The organism is Acaryochloris sp. IP29b_bin.137 (assembly GCF_028285745.1).
In the GTDB taxonomy this organism is placed as follows: domain Bacteria; phylum Cyanobacteriota; class Cyanobacteriia; order Thermosynechococcales; family Thermosynechococcaceae; genus Acaryochloris.
This window is the reverse complement of record NZ_JANQOP010000103.1, coordinates 1-16,444: the sequence shown is the minus strand read 5'-3', so window position 1 is coordinate 16,444 and position 16,444 is coordinate 1. Positions and strand designations below refer to the sequence as shown.

Sequence of the window (16,444 nt, the reverse complement as noted above, 5' to 3'; positions counted from 1 at the left end):
TGGATTTAACCGAACCGATAACCAAATCCTCTAATGGTTACTAAATAATCTGGATTACTGGGATCAAGTTCTATCTTTTCTCGTAGCCAGCGGATATGCACATCTACCGTTTTACTATCGCCAATATAGTCAGGACCCCAAATTTTTTCCAGGATTTGCTCTCTGGGCCACACTCGACGGGGGTAGCTCATAAACAATTCTAGAATCCTAAATTCCTTGGGTGATAAGCTCACCTCTTCCCCTCGAACCGTGACCCGACATTCTTCAGGGTGCAAACTAATTTCTCGGCAGGTGAGAATGGTCCCTTGGGAATCCGTATTATTTAATCGCTGGCGGCGCAGCAATGCCCGACAGCGAGCCACTAACTCTCGCATGCCAAAGGGTTTGGTGAGGTAATCGTCTGCACCGACTTCGAGGCCAACCACCCGATCAGCTTCCGTATCTTTGGCGCTCAACATCAGGACGGGGACAGTCGAACCCTCACGGCGGATAAACCGGCATAGATCAATGCCATTGATGCCGGGAAGCATGATATCCAAAATAATCAGATCGAGGGAGGATGCCTGTTGCGATCGCGACTTAAAGAGTTGAATCACATCCAGAGCCGTTTGACCATCAGCGGCAGTGATGACCCGATAGCCTTCATTTTGTAGAGCAGGGGCGATGGTCTCGCGAATATTTTCCTCATCTTCTACTAACAGAATCTGCCCCATTGTGGTGGGAAGCTGCTCAAAAGGGCGAGCACTAGGGTCAGTAGATAGCATACAGAGTGCTGGAATGGCGACAGGCCGATTCTAACATTGAATCTCTTGGGAACCATTGGCCTGAAGGGTCTTTAACCGAAGCATAACCTGAATATGATCGGTTCATGGAGGAAATTAATGCATAGAGCTGGATTTTGTAGATCCTTTGCTGATTGTTGCTAGATATAACCCACTTAAAACGATAAAAAAGGCAATCCAGTTCAGCCAATTGAGCTGTTCAGCAAAGATTCGCCAAGCCAGGATAGCGGTAATTAGGGGTTCCATCAGCATAAAGACGGAAACAAACCCTGAGGTAAATTGCTTCAAACAGTAAGCTAATAGACTTTGCCCCACGCCTTGGCTAATCACACCCAAGGCAATAACGGCTAGCCAAACTGTGATTGACGTCGGAAACAGCTGATTTCCTCCCAGTAAGACAATGGGAACCGTCAATAGCCCAGTGACCACACAAGACGACAACATAATGGTTTGGGTGGAAAACTTGACCCGCAATTTCTCAATTACCAGGAAGTTGGCAGCATAGAAAACAGCTGATAGTAATGCGGCACCGTCGCCGATCAGCCCACTGGAGCCCACCTGACAATCGCCAATACCGATGATCAACACGCCAGTGATGGCCAATCCCATCCCCAATAGAAATTGACGATTGAAGCGATGACCTAAGAATAACCATCCACCCAGGGTCGCAAACAAAGGCGTCATATTATGGAGCAAATTTGAATTTGCCACACTCGTTTGTGTGAGTGACCAGGCCCAAGATCCGGCTCGACCGTAGATTAGAATCCCCAGACATAGAAACCACGCCAAATCACGCATTTGTAGTGATTTAGAGGAAGGTACAGTTACGGTGCGAGGTTGCCGAAATTGTTGAAAACCACTCCAACCTCCTAAGGCTAAGGAAGCAATCCAGAATCGATTGAAGATGGTGGCGCTGGCTGTCAGTTCTACTTCACTCAACCGTGTGAAAATTGCCGAAAACGACAAAATACAAACAGCGGCTAGCAGTGCAGCAAAGGGAACAACCGTGGAAGCGGGTGATGTAGATTTTTGGTAAAGATACTCTAGGACTTGAGGGTCAGCAGGACGCTGCAGGGGCTCAAGAGTCTGCTGCTGCTCTAGGTCTTTGGTAAGCATTGTCAATTGAATTTGAGGAGTGAGCTACCGTGGGTGGATGATCCCCCAATATTATGTAATGTTACGAGACCCCTGGGCAAAATATATATTGTGTAATTTTTTGATACATTCCGCTGACTTTGGTCGGATTTTATGGTGAAAGCAGTAAAAATAGTTGAATCACGACCGCATTAGCGATGTCCATACAACAGGCTCCCAGTATGGGGATAACCAATAATGCTTTAGGTGAAGGGCCGTAGCGATGGGTCAAGGTGGTCATATTGGCCATTCCCACGGGCATCGCGCCTAAGACCATCCCCGTGAATCCTGCACAAATCACGCTAGCGTCGTAATCACGACCCGCTGCCCAAAACACAACAAAGTAAGCAAATAATCCAGCACAAAGGGTTTGGGCACCTAACAAGATCAGTAAGGGGCCAGCTGTATGGGCCCAAGACAGAATCTGTAAGTTCATCAGACTCATCACCAAAAAAAGTTGCAGACTGACATCGTTCCAGAATGACAAGGCTGCCGTGTTGAAGTTGATCTTTCCCCAGTCCAGTAGATTAATCAAGAGAATGCCCACCAACATCACAGGCAGAAATTGAGGCAAGACCATGCCCCAATGGAGGGTGAGCAGGTGTAATCCCAACCCGAGGGCAAGGGAGGTTGCAATAAGTAAAACACTCCCAAACATGCCGTCCAAACTGGCAGGTATGGTTATCGGAGTGTCTGTTGTGGCGTCAATTGAGGGAGCGATGGATTCCAGCTCATATCGGTGAATTAAATGCTGACTAATGGGACCTGCTAACAATCCGCCGACGATCAGTCCTAAGGTGGCTGCAGCCAAGCTGAATTCCAAGGCTCCTGTCCACCCTTGTTGCTCAATCAGCGTTCCCCAGGTAATGGCTGTGCCATGCCCCCCGACAAAGGCAATTGTCCCTCCTAGTAATCCATAGATGATGGGGCAACCCACAAGACAGGCCACTGAAATCCCGACTGCATTTTGCAGAAATAAGAATAGGATGACTGCCCCAATCACCGCCATCAATGTTTTACCCCCTTCTTGGAGTTGCTTAAATCGAGCCGCGAGTCCAATGGTGCTGAAGAAGATCAACAGCAGTTGGTTGCGCAGACTCAGATCAAACCGCAGATGCCAGGACGTACAGAGGTTGATATAGCTCACCAGACCACACCCTAGCAGGCCCCCCGTTACTGCAGCGGGAATATTGAACGCCTTGAGTAAAGGGATCGTCCGGGTCACGAGGATGCCAAATCCAAGGACAAAGATACTGATAAGCAGGAAGGTCAAGCAATCGATGCTGATCACAGAATCCATCATGAAGCGGACCTATGGAGGAACGCCACACATTCCACATGAGAGGTTTGGGGGAAAAAATCGACGGGTTGCACCCGGTTCAGGTCATACGGTCCTGATTGACACAATCGGTTCAAATCTCGAGCCAGGGTTGCTGGGTGGCAACTAACATAAACAATGCGCTGAGGCGAAATGGCGAGTAATTGCTCAAGGACACTCTGATGACAGCCTTTGCGGGGCGGGTCTAAGATGACGAGGTCGGGGGTAAAAGGAAGCTCTTTTAGGCAATCTTTAGCAGCACCAACGCGAAACGTGGCATTCGTAATGTCATTAAGAGCCGTATTAGTTTCGGCTTGGTCAATCGCTGCTGCTTGCGCTTCAATGCCAATAATCTCTTTAACCTGTCGGGCTAAAGGAAGTGTTAAGGTGCCGATACCGCAATAAACATCTACGACCTGTTCGGTACCTGTGAGTTGGAGGTGGGCACAGAGCGTTTTGAGCAGGACTTCCGCTTGCTCAGTATGGACCTGGAAGAAGGTATCGGGTCGCAGTTGAAACGTCAGCCCGGCAAAGGTCTCATATAAATAGTTGCGACCCACAATGTTAACCGTGTCTTTGCCAAAGATGCGATTAGTGCGGTGCGAATTGAAATTGAGGCAAACTCCCACGAGCTGGGGATAATGCTCTAACCATTTCTGGGCTTGCGCTTCAAAATTAGCTAAAAGTTGAGACGCCTGACTGGGCTTGGCATTGATGATAAGTGTCATCAAAATTTCTCCGGTTCGACGACCAATGCGCAGCGAAAGATGGCGAATTAAACCCTGATGATTTTGTTCGTTATAAATGGACCAACCTTGTTGTTGAACATCTGTTTTGATTTCTGCCAAGAACGGATCAAATTGTGGATCTTGAACGGGACATTGGTTAAGGTTGATTAATTTGTGGCTGCCTTTTCGGTAGTAGCCTGCCTGGACCCGTTGGGAATTGGGACTAAAAATGACAGGATAGGTCACTTTGTTTCGATAGCCTAGGGGAGACTCTGCTGCAAGTACGGCATCAACGTTGGGAGAGGGGAACTGTCCGATTCTTTCCAGTGCCTGAACGACCTGATTTTGCTTGGCTACGAGTTGATAAGCATAAGCGACCGGTTGCCACTGACACCCGCCACATTTATCGGCAACCATACAGTGGGGTCTAACTCGATGCGGCGAAGGCTGAATAATCGCGTGGAGTTGACCATGGGCATAACGGGGTTTGACACGAACCAGTCGAGCCTGAATGCGATCACCCGGAACGGTGTTTGGGACGAAAACGACCTGATTCTGTGCCCCCCATCGCCCGACTCCATCTCCGGTGGGACTGAGATCGAGAATGTCTAATTCCAGCAAGCGACCTTGTACCCAAGGATTTTGTGGGCTGAACACGGGTGGATCGGGTGGATTGGTGTTTCGGGGATGGTCAATGGACATGGCATGTTTTACGGCTTGCGGTAGTGAGACGTTAACGAGCGTTGTTCTTTAGTTCTGGAACTAGAGAGAGGTAAACGGCTGGCGTACAAGATGAATGCTTCTATTTTGAAGACATTCCATGATATCTGAACCGTGGCGATTTTCCTTCAGGGTTGGATCGATGGTTGCGATCGCAACCGCCTTGCCCCCCATCAATTCTGGTGGAATGGGATACGGGTTCGCCATCGCCCAACCCTAAGGAGAACGCCAAGGGAAACCATCAGAGTCGATTGTCAGTTGGGCATCGAACGTCACTGGCAGTTTTCACTTCTCTTTACCGGATCTGCGACGACACAATAGTTCGGTCGTTCTGACACACCCCCGCCACAACCTGTTGATAGTCTACAAGCTGGCCTTATATCCAGTTGGGAGATTGCAATGCTGACGTTGGCGTTTATTTTGTGTGTGACCGCTATTGCCTTGTTTATGGAGCTTAGTCAGAAGATCATCGCTCTCTTATCACCCATATCTTCTACTACAGAACCCTGCCCCCTATCGTTCTGGGACTAATAATTCTGGAGTCGTCAAGCATTTTATATTAAAAGCTGGAGGGTTTTTATGAGTTATGACCGCATTCTGGTAGCCATTGACACCTCTTCCTTGGGGGGAATTGTTTTTGAGCAGGCCTTAGAAATAGCTCAACTTCACACAGCAAAACTATATCTCCTTCACTGTGTGGAAACGTCAATCAAGCGCTCGAGTTTATTGACGGCTTCTCCAAAGGGAACATCAAAAAGTGCCGGTTATTTTACTCCCTATGATGATGCTGATCTGCAATTTGCTCAGCAAAAATGGGAGGCTCAGATTGAACAGGCGAATGAGTGGCTACTGGAGTATTACCAGCATGCTACTCAACAAGGCGTACCAGTGACCTGTGAGGCTGTTTTTGGAGAACCAGGGTATCAAATTTGTGCCCTAGCGAATGAGTGGCAAGTTGATGTCATTGCCATGGGACGCCAAGGCCACTCCGGCCTGGCAGAGTTATTTCTGGGCAGTGTCAGCAATTATGTGTTGCACCATGCCCCCTGCTCAGTACTAGTCGTTCAAGGCAACGCCACTTAGAAGCAGTGCCTTCATCGGGGAACCATCTACGATGCTAAACATTATGGAGCCAGTTGAGGAGTCATCTCGCTCTGAACATGAGCTTTCGGCTCAGGAATCTATTGATTGCTTCGATAGCGATGCCAAAAGGGGGTTAACGGCAGAAGCAGTGACCCATCGCTATGAAATCTATGGCTGGAATCAGCTTCCCACCAAGCCCGGGAAACCGGCTTGGCTTAGATTTCTGCTGCAATTTCATCAGCCGCTTCTCTATATTCTGCTCATTGCAGGGGGCGTTAAGGCATTTTTAGGATCATGGACGAACGCAGCCGTGATTTGGAGCGTGACGGTCATTAATGCCGGAATTGGCTATATGCAAGAAGCAAAGGCAGAGGGCGCAATCGCCTCCTTAGCCAAGGCCGTCATCACGGAAACGACTGTTCTCCGCGATGGACAAACGTTGCGCATTCCCTCACGAGAGTTAGTCCCCGGAGATATTGTGATGCTGGCATCCGGTGATAAAGTTCCAGCCGATATGCGACTCATCAACATCAAAAATTTACAGGCCGATGAGTCAGCCCTGACGGGAGAATCTGTCCCTGTGGACAAATCGATCCAACCCCTACCAGCAGATATTTCCCTGGCAGAACGGACCAATATGGCCTATGCGGGCAGCTTTGTCACCTTTGGGCAGGGAACCGGAGTGGTGGTCGCCACAGGAGCTGCAACAGAAGTCGGGCAAATTTCTCAATCCATGGTGCAGCGGGTCAACCTCAGTACGCCCCTAACCCGCAAATTTGCCAAGTTTAGTCGCATTTTGCTCTACGGTATTTTGACCCTGGCAACCCTCACCTTTGCCATTGGGTTGGGGCAAGGGGAGTCTTGGATTGATATGTTTGAGGCTGCCGTTGCTCTAGCAGTCAGTGCGATTCCAGAAGGGTTACCTGCGGTCGTCACGATTACCTTGGCCATTGGCGTCAATCGGATGGCACGCCGTCACGCTATTATTCGCAAACTTCCAGCCGTTGAGGCGTTAGGGGGGGCAACCGTGATTTGCTCCGATAAAACGGGAACGCTCACGGAAAATCAAATGACGGTCCAGGCGATTTATGCCGGCGGAGAAATCTACCGGGTGAGTGGGAGTGGCTATAGTCCCAAAGGAGATATTTGCTTAACAGTCCGTAATCCCGTGAGTCCACTTGAAGATGAGCTACCTCCGACCTTGAAGGAGTGTCTGATCGCTGGATTGCTCTGCAATGACTCCCAGCTCAAACAAACGGGAGAGGATTGGTCCGTTGTTGGCGACCCTACGGAGGGTGCATTGATCACGGCAGCCGCCAAAGCTAGCCTCAGCCAGTCTAGTTTGACGGCTTCAATCCCCCGGTTGGATGCGATTCCCTTTGAATCGCAATATCAATATATGGCAACTTTGCATGATCCAGTTTCCCCCATCATTTATGTCAAAGGATCGGTCGAGGCGCTTTTGAGTCGATGCTCCCAAATGATGGGACGCGATAATCAAAAGCCCCCCCTCGACTCCGCAGAAATTGAGAAAACAGTCAGAAAGATGACAGAAAAAGGGTTGCGGGTTCTTGCCTTTGCTAAAAAGGAAGCCCGTGCCCATCAACATTCCATTGATCATGAAGACATCGAAACAGACCTTATTTTTCTAGGCTTACAGGGCATGATTGACCCCCCTCGCCCAGAGGCGATTGCTGCAGTTCATGCCTGCCAGGCTGCTGGTATTCAAGTGAAAATGATTACTGGAGACCATATTGCCACGGCTCGGACCATTGCCCAGCGGATGGGGATCCAGAAAGCCGGACCAGTGGTGGCTTTTGAAGGGCGGCAATTAGCCAGCATGGATGATCAGCAACTGGCTCAGGCGGTTGAAGAGGGAGACGTGTTTGCCAGAATTGCGCCGACCCAAAAGCTGCGATTGGTTGAAGCACTTCAGGCAAACGGTGAAATCGTCGCCATGACCGGGGATGGCGTCAATGATGCGCCAGCCCTTAAGCAAGCTGATATTGGAACTGCGATGGGTAAAGGGGGCACAGAAGTGGCGCGAGAAGCGGCAGATATGCTGCTGACAGACGATAATTTTGCCTCCGTTGAGGCGGCGGTAGAAGAGGGGCGTACCGTCTATCAGAATTTGCGAAAAGCGATCGCATTTCTGTTACCCGTCAATGGCGGTGAATCGATGACCATTTTGATTAGTGCCCTGCTCGCCCGAGATTTGCCCATTCTCTCGCTCCAGATTCTATGGCTAAACCTGATCAACTCCCTGACCATGACAGTACCTTTAGCCTTTGAGCCGAAGGCCAATGGGTTGATGCAACATCCCCCTCGAAATCCCAACGAACCCTTAATTACAGGGAAGTTATTGCGTCGAATTTTGGTGGTTTCCCTCTTTAACTGGATTCTGATTTTCGGTCTGTTTGAGTGGGCTAAATCCACCACGGGGGATATTACAGTAGCTCGAACAATGGCGATCCAAGCGCTCGTGGCCGCTCGCATTGTCTATCTTCTGAGTATTAGCCAGCTAGGGCTCAGTCTGTTCCACTCTCTTCGCCATCGAACCGTGTCGATTATCCATGCGCCCATCTTGGTCATGGGAATAGTTGGAGCGATTGCTCTCCAACTCCTTTTCAGCCAGTGGACTGTAATGAATCAGCTTTTTGAGACCGCGCCCTTAACCTGGATGCAGTGGCTTATTTGCTTGTTGCCGATGTTGCCCATGCTACCGATGGCAGCCCTGGCTAACTGGATTGATCCATCACAATCATGAATATTCACACCTCACCAGTGTTTTTTCCCTAGGCTCAACGACTACAAATTTCTCAAACCCGCTATGAATGGGTTTCCTAACTGGATTAATGTGATTTTCTTGCTAACTTAAACTAACCTTGGGGTTATCCTCCCACAGCCATCAGTCTGAGCCATCTGTAATTGGAAGCTATAGCTTCTCTGAAAGTGGGATAAACCACATACTTGACTCCAAATTCCTGACAGACCTCCGCCATAATAGGGGCAATTTGGGGATAGTGAATATGACAGATCTGGGGAAACAGATGATGAACCGCCTGGTAGTTTAGTCCACCGACATACCAATTCAAAAAAGGATTTTGGGGCGCAAAGTCGGCAGTGGTTTTCAGTTGAAAAATAGCCCACTCATCCTCAACTTGGTTTGATTCTGGATCAGGCTGAGGAAATTCAACATCCTCAAGAACATGGGCCAACATGAAAATCTCACAAACGATGGCTCCATAGGTCAAATAGGCAATCACAAAACCAGTCCCTATCTCGAATAGCGAGTAGCCCACAAAATATGGAATACCAATAAAGAACGAAATACCAATGGCTCTGCCAACCCAGAATGTTAAATGATCGATGGGCTGTTTGGGAGGAAGGGGATTGTCTTGATAGGGGGTGTTGCGGATAAATCGTTGAATATCCCTGAAATACCAATAAATGGGAATAAAGGGATAGATGAACCAAATCCAATAATGCTGCCATCGATGGTGGGGTTGATGGGCCGTATGTGGGGACATGCGGACCACACCGTCTCCCTCAATCTCGTTGTCATAGCCTTCAATATTCGTATAGACATGATGGAGCTGATTGTGGCGAAATTTCCATAGGAAACTAGAGACGCCAATCACGTCATAACAGCTGCCAATAATCCGATTGACAAGGGGACTAGATGAGTAACCTCCATGATTAGCATCATGACCAATGCTCATGCCGAAGCCAGCCACCCCCATCCCTAGCGCAACACAACCCAGTATCTTGATGGCAAGGTTGGGTGGACCAAAAAGAATGATGGCCCATGCAGTCAAGGTCCAAGTGGCAATCACTAGCGACTTGAAATACATCGCTAGATTATCTCGGGGTCTGATATTGTTTGTGGTGAAATATTCGTTGACCCGTCGGTTTAATTCTTTCCTAAACCCGATGTTCCTGGCGAAGGTAACTTGTGAGTTTGTCAATTTCGATACCTGTTGAGTTGATCGAATTCTATATCTAAACCTTGCCCTTAAATTAGAATCACTGGATTTCAGATAGTTATCTTAATCAACCCCCCCTATGGCATTGGCCCAGACCATAGACTCAATCAGCAAATGCATAGAGCTATGACAAGTTATATTTTGACATCAAAAAGTTGTCGTTTTGGGATGTTTAGGCTTTGCTGGACACTTTGTCTAGGCTAGAAAGTCATTCTAGATGGGGTGAGGATAGGCTCGGAAACAAAGGACCCAATTCCCCTGATTTCCACTGTGGGTACTTTTCCATAATCTGCTGAAATATATCAGAGGCTAGAAATTCAGCTAACCAGGCCTGCAAATGGCACCAAGGCTGAGCATCAAACCATTGTCGGTCTGTGTTGGCAAATTGACGAACAAAGGGGGCAATAGCCATATCAGCCCAAGATCTATGCTGATCAGATAGATAAGCCGTTTCTCCTAGTTGATGATTGAGCTTTTCAAGGAATTGGGATCCTTCAGTCCGATGTTCTACTGCATTGGTATTTTCGTAACGCTGTGCATACTTGTAACGGTCTAGATGGTGCTTAAAGGGACCATCACATTCTGCAACGAGGGCTTGCAGATTCATCATTTGATCGGGATCAAAACGGAGCCAACGTTCAGGATCCTGCTGTTTGAGAGCCCACATCATGATGTCTAGGCTTTCTGCCAAGACGGAACCGTCAACCTTAATCAGGACTGGGACCGTTCCTTTTGGGGAAACGTTCAGCATCTCTTGGGGCTTGTCTCGCAATACCACTTCTCGCAGTTCACAGACCTGTCGGCTAACTGTCAAAGCTAACCGGGCTCGCATGGCATAAGGACAACGACGAAACGAATACAAAATGGGATAGGTTGCCATGCAATTTAGGGGTTTGGATCGAGTTGATGGCGAGCATATTTTGCCCCGATATGGACTTGGTTGCGTTGCTTTGCGAGTTCCATTTGTCGCTGACGCTCTGCAAATCGCTGTTTTTGGGTCTCCGTTTGGGTGCCATGGCAATGGGGACAGCTTTGCCCCGGGACGTAGTGCTCCGAGGCCATATCTTCAGGGCTAATGGGAGTTCGACAGGCTCGGCATAGCTGATATCGACCCGGTTTAAGGCCATGGCCGACAGCCACTCGCTCATCAAAGACAAAACAATCGCCCTGCCATAGACTTTCGCTTTCTGGCACTTTCTCTAAATAGCTGAGGATGCCTCCTTGCAGGTGATAGACCTCTTCAAAACCTTGATGTCGCAATAAGGCGGTTGATTTTTCACAGCGAATACCGCCTGTACAAAACATGGCCACTTTGGGCTTTTTCTGCAATTCAGCTTGTGCTTGAAGCCATTGGGGCAACTCTGAAAAACTTTGAGTGTTGGGATTAACCGCACCTTTGAAGGTGCCTATAGCCACCTCATAATCGTTGCGTACATCAATGATTACCACGTTTGGATCGGCGAGTAACTGGTTCCAGTCTTCCGGCTTTACGTATTCTCCAACGGTTTGAGTGGGGTCAATGTCTGGAACCCCCATTTTGATAATTTCTTTTTTCAGCCGGACCTTCATCCGATAAAAGGGGCGTTTCTCTGACCAGGATTCTTTTGGTGCTAAATCGGCGAAGCGTGAATCCTTACGCAGAAAATCTAAGACTGCCTGGATATTGTGGGGTAGACCTGCGATCGCACCATTGATTCCTTCCGTCGCCAACAGAATAGTGCCTTGAACATTATTGTCTTCGCAACAAGACAGGAGGGGAGCTTTTAACTCCTTATAGTCTTGCAGTTCAACAAATTTATAGAAGGCAACCGTTAAAAATTCAGCCATCAATGTCGATTGAGAATATCGAGGATTAGATAAAGCACAACCTTTACCATGAAAGGCGACTGCTTTAAGCTGTTTCCTATGTTAGGACATCCCCATGCATCCTAGCGCTTACAAGTGGGCCACACACCAGTCTAACCCAGCTTCCAATCTATAAATTGAGCCAAATGGGGGGCTAGAACGATTGCCCTGCCGTGACGGATCTCAATTGATTGCCCTGCTTCAGCACACTTTGTTCCCCATCAAATTCTACAAAGGTGGCCCCGGTCTCATCGATGGATTCTCCTAACTTAACGTGGCGCGTAGAGCCATTAATAGAGACCATAAACACAGGCTGATCACCCAAGTTAGTGCCCCCCAAGAACTTGCGCTCGCCATCATTCGGTGGGGTTAAGGGCAAAGGTTTAACAACGGGCAACTCATCCGCTTGGGGAGTGGCCTTAGCTGCAGCAATCACTGGCGTATTGGCAGGCTGAGGCAAGGCTTCCGGTTGAGCTGGTGGAGTGGGAACTTCGGTTACGGGAACGTACACTCGCTCAACATTATTATGGGGAGCCGAAGCTGAGTTTGGACCTGCAACACTCACCTTGGGTACATTGGGTAAACTGGGAAGCCCAGCACCAGGAGAAATGGTGGCTGTCTTAGGCTGTGTTTTAGCCTGAGCAGCAGCCAGTTTTGCCGCTTTAGTTTCTTGATTAATTCGTTCCAGGGATTGGCTGACATAATCAGCAAACGCCACGGTCTCGGCAGGCACTTGAGGGGATGCGATCTCAGATTGAGGGGCAGCGGCTACAGGCGCATGCTGGAGTCGCAGTTGCCGTCCCACCCAAAACATACTGATACCGACTAAGGAGACACAAGCCGAAGTCATCAGTAAACGTTTTCCAGTTAGCGGTTTTTTGGCAGGCTCTTGTAAAGAGACAACATCGAGGCTGAGCGAAGTCTCTAGATCCTCTCTAAGGGCCAAGGTTGACTCTAACGGTGTGTAGGGGACCAATAAATCATCACTAGGATGGTCTGTGGACGAATGACGAAATAAACCTTGTCCTTTGATGGTTTCTAGCAAAGCCTGTCCTACACCCCCATCTCTCGATGTTGCCAAGGCCAAGCTTGAACTCTCCAGATCAGCTTCAAAGTCATGGAATAACTCATCCATGAGTTCGTCAGCCCCCATACTGGCTTGAGACGCAGGCGAAGTGGATGATTGTTGGGGTTCATCGACACTTAGAATAGGGTTTGAACTGACTTCTTCAACCATGTCTTTTTAGAAACAATCAATATTTACTACAGTTTCAGTACAAGAAGCTTAGCAAGTTTTAGTTTGGGTAGAAAGCAATTGGAAACTAAAAACTTCTTGCAGCTTCATAAGATAGCTTGCATCCAGTGTGCCCAATTCTTTGCCAAAGGGATCTATCGTCTTCCATCCCTCCCAACAATCGGTAGAAATCAAGTTGAGCAAGTCAATCAGCCGATGGCTCACTCAACTTAGTTTCTCAAACTGACGCACTTGAAGATAAAGCTAAGACGGTGTTTTGTCCTCCAAAGCCAGAGCTTAAACATAAAACGGATTGCAGGTTGTGGCTAAGGGGTTTGCGGACAAAATTCAGATCGAATGCGGGCTCTTGCAGTCCGACACAAGGAGGGAGCACTCTCTGGGAAAGGGCCATCAAACAAAATACACATCCCAATGCAGCCGATGCACCGAGGGTATGTCCGGTGGCTCCCTTGGTAGAGCTAACGGCCACCGAAGATGGAAATAATTCTTTAATGACGAACGCCTCTGCTCGATCATTGAGTTGAGTGGCCGTGCCATGGGCATGGATATAGCCAATATCAGATGTCTCCAGATCGCTACGTTGAAGACAGCTCCTAATCGCAGTGATTGCCGCCTTTCTGCTAGTCTCGGGGGCAGTCATATGGTAGGCATCGACGGTTAACCCTGTCCCTAAGATTTGACCATATACGTTGGCATGTCTTTTTTTCGCTAAAGTCTCGTCTTCTAAAACTAAAATTGCGGCTCCTTCTCCTAAAACAAACCCTTCCCGGTTCTGATCAAAGGGGTAGGCTCCTGAATGGGCCATAGCACCCATTTTATTGAAGCCTGCTAGGGTCAATGGCGTTATCGGGGCTTCAACGGCACCAACGATGACTCGTGAACAGTATCCCGCTCGGATGAGGTCTGCGCCCTGAGCAATGGCCCAAATTCCCGTGGCACAGGCAGCACGAGGAGCCAAAACAGGACCTTGAGCTTCTACGAATTGAGCCACTATTGAGGCAGGAGACACGCTATAAATTTGGGCAAGATACGCTGGCGTCGATAGTAGCGATCTCACGACATTGGCGGAAGCATGATAAACAGATGCTCCTTCTTCCCATTGAAATTGAGAGCCACGACTAGAACCAATGGCTATCCCGCAATCTGGAAGCGGTGACGAGAGACCCGCATCGGATAAAGCCTCTGTCAGAGCAGGTTTTAATAAGTCCTCAAGATGACTAGGCCGAGAATCGACTAATGCTAAAGGTTGGGCAGGAATCTCTGGAAAAGGATGGTACTTCTTGATTCCCGATTCACCCCTTAGAAGCCGATGCCAGGTCTTGTCCAGACTAGGGGCTAGGGCTGAAACTACCCCTATTCCTGTAACAACAACCCTTGGCACCATACGAGATTATAAAGACCTCTCAAACCAAAGCTGCTGTCCACCTTGCCATCATGATGGTTGGCAGCTAAATCCATTCTGAAATATACAGATCAGCAAGTGATTATGAAATCCCATCAGCAAACTCAACAACAGGGGCATATCACAAGTGTTTGCCCATCGAATATGGATATCCCTTGTGACCAGCCACTATCCAACTATCGCTTCAGATTCTCAATGCCTGCGGTGACTTTTGCCGACTCAATGCGATCGCCTTGTTGAATCTGATCAACCACATCCATCCCTTCAGTCACGTAGCCAAAGACAGCATAGTTTCCATCTAGGAAATCAATATTCTCAAGGGTGAAATAGAACTGCGCAGAAGCAGAGTCAGGTAATTGAGAGCGGGCCATCGCCACCGCCCCTTTTGTGTGTTTTAACTTCGGTAGTTGATTCACACCAGCAGACTGAAGGGTTTTGCTGTATGTCGCCTGCTCAGCCCCTTCCGGCAGAATCTCTAACGGCACATATCTGGGTTCCTTCGTTTCAGGATCAATGTAGCTTCCTGTCCCCAGTCGTTGAACAGGGAAATTGGGATCCTTACTTTGAGGGTCTCCCCCTTGAACAACAAAGGGAGAGGGTGACCGCACAACCCGATGAAAAGCCGTGCCGTTATACACTTCTTTATCAACTAAATCGATAAAGTTACCGGCTGTGATAGGAGCATTATTACCGTCAATTGCCAAGGTAATGGTTTTTCCATTAACTTTAAGCACCACAGTGGCATTCCCCTGCAACTGAGGAAGTTGAGCAAAGGGGGAAGTAGACTCTGAACCAGGCACTGAATCAGGTTCTGAGCTGCCCTCTTGACTGGGACTAGACACTGAAGAACTAGTGGGTGATGCTCCAGTATCTGATGTACCAGAAGAATTAGAAGGCGCACTACATGCCACCAGTAAAAACACGAGTACCATCACCCAGAATGATCTGAATAAGCCGATGGATTTTGTTGAATGGATCATATAGAGACAATAAATTAGAGTTATGGTTTTACAACCCTTCCATGGGAACGCCCAAGAAACGAGCAATTTCAGCTGCTTGATTCTCGATCTTATCTAGCGCCATGGGCTGACCTGCTCGGGTTAAGGGGATATCGTTGCGGCCCTTGATCCTCAGATATATGGTCCGTTGAGGATTGAGTCCCTCACGAATTTTGACCTGAACAGACTGGATATTCTCCAAAGGATACATTTGTTCAATTTTGCGGTTCTTGCCCGGGCGTCCCCAACGGAATAGTCGAAATTTCCCAGAATCTTGGCTAAATTCATTAAATCCGGAACCGACATTCCAACTTATGGTTAACCATAGATAAGTTGCTAAAAGTAAACCACAAGTCCCATAGAATGTGAGTGCGATGCCCTGAGGGATGAAAATCAGATCGACTGCATTACCTGTTGGCAGAAGATCGATTTTGAAATAACTGGAAAGACCAGCTAAGAAGAAACCGACCCCTCCGATGGAGACCATCGTCGCGATCATATAGTTACTTAATCGACGAGTCCCAAGAACCTCGTAACGCAATGTCTGCTTATCTAATAGTTTCTGTGTGGTCATGGTGTCAGGTGAGCTCTTGTGATTCCTTAGCTAATGATGAGCACTGATATATGAGTATAAGCTGCTCAGCTAAACAATGGATGAGTCTACGATGGACTGCCAAGCAGTACTTCCTTATCGTCTCCGCATGCAAATCTATCAGCAGCCATATTTCAGATACTAACCAACGCTAGACACAAATTTGATGGGATTAATATAGTTCTCAACTCATATGTGAAGTTTTATTTAGATAGTCCTATATAACTTTACTTCTCTTAAAGCCAGGATAAAGAATAGCCATTTGGGTAGCCAAGCCCCAAAAAACCGATGGTTGAGGTAGATAAAGTTTTGTGCAGCATACCCCCTGCAAGTTGGCTAAACCTCTGTGTATGTGCCTTTGTAGCCGCTACATTTTCTGACGAAACTCTGTTACATTTAGTGAATGATCTCTATAACATTTGGTTATGAAGAGGTGTAGGTTGAGGTTCTAGGGCGATTTACACTATTAATTCCCAGAACCCAAACTCTCGATTCCTTAGTCCGGTTTCTGAGAAACCTCACAAGGTTCGAAAGAAAATTTTGCGGCCTTGCAATTTTTAAGTTAGATCAAGAGGGTTTATTTCCATGACCATAGCAGTCG

Annotated in this window: 14 protein-coding genes; 2 read left to right on the top strand and 12 right to left on the bottom strand. The window is 48.0% G+C overall.

The features are described 5' to 3' along the window. Positions 1–5: 5 nt before the first annotated feature. The 5 genes from Q0991_RS07780 to Q0991_RS07760 all read right to left on the bottom strand — a co-directional run bounded on the left by Q0991_RS07780 (position 6) and on the right by Q0991_RS07760 (position 4,889). Positions 6–764: a response regulator transcription factor gene (locus Q0991_RS07780; RefSeq protein ID WP_299487063.1), complete on the bottom strand. Its 759-nt coding sequence runs from the start codon at positions 762–764 to the stop codon at positions 6–8. 114 nt (positions 765–878) lie between these two features. Next, on the bottom strand, positions 879–1,898 hold the full coding sequence (locus tag Q0991_RS07775) for a DMT family transporter (protein WP_299487061.1): 1,020 nt from the start codon (positions 1,896–1,898) through the stop codon (positions 879–881). A gap of 130 nt (positions 1,899–2,028) precedes the next feature. Further along, on the bottom strand, positions 2,029–3,219 hold the full coding sequence (gene gltS, locus Q0991_RS07770; RefSeq protein ID WP_299487059.1) for a sodium/glutamate symporter: 1,191 nt from the start codon (positions 3,217–3,219) through the stop codon (positions 2,029–2,031). Next, entirely contained in the window at positions 3,216–4,664 is a 1,449-nt protein-coding gene (gene rlmD / locus Q0991_RS07765) for a 23S rRNA (uracil(1939)-C(5))-methyltransferase RlmD (protein ID WP_299487058.1), read from the bottom strand. The genes gltS and rlmD overlap by 4 nt, the downstream gene beginning before the upstream one ends. Before the next feature lie 60 nt (positions 4,665–4,724). After that, positions 4,725–4,889 (bottom strand): hypothetical protein, encoded by a 165-nt coding sequence (locus tag Q0991_RS07760; protein WP_299487056.1) that lies wholly within the window; start codon positions 4,887–4,889, stop codon positions 4,725–4,727. 372 nt (positions 4,890–5,261) lie between these two features. On the opposite strand from Q0991_RS07760, the gene Q0991_RS07755 reads away from it, so the two are divergent. After that, on the top strand, positions 5,262–5,765 hold the full coding sequence (locus Q0991_RS07755) for a universal stress protein (RefSeq protein WP_299487054.1): 504 nt from the start codon (positions 5,262–5,264) through the stop codon (positions 5,763–5,765). 43 nt (positions 5,766–5,808) lie between these two features. Beyond that, complete coding sequence (locus Q0991_RS07750; RefSeq protein ID WP_366524919.1) at positions 5,809–8,532, top strand: cation-transporting P-type ATPase; 2,724 nt, start codon at positions 5,809–5,811, stop codon at positions 8,530–8,532. 124 nt (positions 8,533–8,656) lie between these two features. On the opposite strand, the gene Q0991_RS07745 is transcribed toward Q0991_RS07750, so the two are convergent. The 7 genes from Q0991_RS07745 to Q0991_RS07715 all read right to left on the bottom strand — a co-directional run bounded on the left by Q0991_RS07745 (position 8,657) and on the right by Q0991_RS07715 (position 15,825). Continuing rightward, positions 8,657–9,619, bottom strand: coding sequence for an acyl-CoA desaturase (locus Q0991_RS07745; RefSeq protein WP_299487051.1), 963 nt, complete (start codon positions 9,617–9,619; stop codon positions 8,657–8,659). 340 nt (positions 9,620–9,959) lie between these two features. Further along, positions 9,960–10,631, bottom strand: coding sequence for a glutathione S-transferase (locus tag Q0991_RS07740; RefSeq protein ID WP_299487048.1), 672 nt, complete (start codon positions 10,629–10,631; stop codon positions 9,960–9,962). Between the two features lie 5 nt (positions 10,632–10,636). Beyond that, positions 10,637–11,578, bottom strand: a complete 942-nt coding sequence (locus Q0991_RS07735; protein WP_299487046.1) for a rhodanese-related sulfurtransferase — start codon at positions 11,576–11,578, stop codon at positions 10,637–10,639. Positions 11,579–11,750: 172 nt separating this feature from the next. After that, a complete protein-coding gene (locus tag Q0991_RS07730) occupies positions 11,751–12,833 on the bottom strand; it encodes a hypothetical protein (RefSeq protein WP_299487044.1) in 1,083 nt (360 codons plus the stop codon). A 235-nt stretch (positions 12,834–13,068) separates the two neighbouring features. Then, a complete protein-coding gene (locus tag Q0991_RS07725; protein WP_299487042.1) occupies positions 13,069–14,235 on the bottom strand; it encodes a beta-ketoacyl-ACP synthase in 1,167 nt (388 codons plus the stop codon). A 194-nt stretch (positions 14,236–14,429) separates the two neighbouring features. Further along, positions 14,430–15,185 carry a peptidylprolyl isomerase gene (locus Q0991_RS07720; RefSeq protein ID WP_366524917.1) on the bottom strand — a complete coding sequence of 252 codons (756 nt, stop codon included), beginning with the start codon at positions 15,183–15,185 and terminating at the stop codon, positions 14,430–14,432. A 76-nt stretch (positions 15,186–15,261) separates the two neighbouring features. Beyond that, positions 15,262–15,825, bottom strand: a complete 564-nt coding sequence (locus Q0991_RS07715; RefSeq protein WP_299487038.1) for a photosystem I assembly protein Ycf4 — start codon at positions 15,823–15,825, stop codon at positions 15,262–15,264. Positions 15,826–16,444 lie beyond the last annotated feature (619 nt).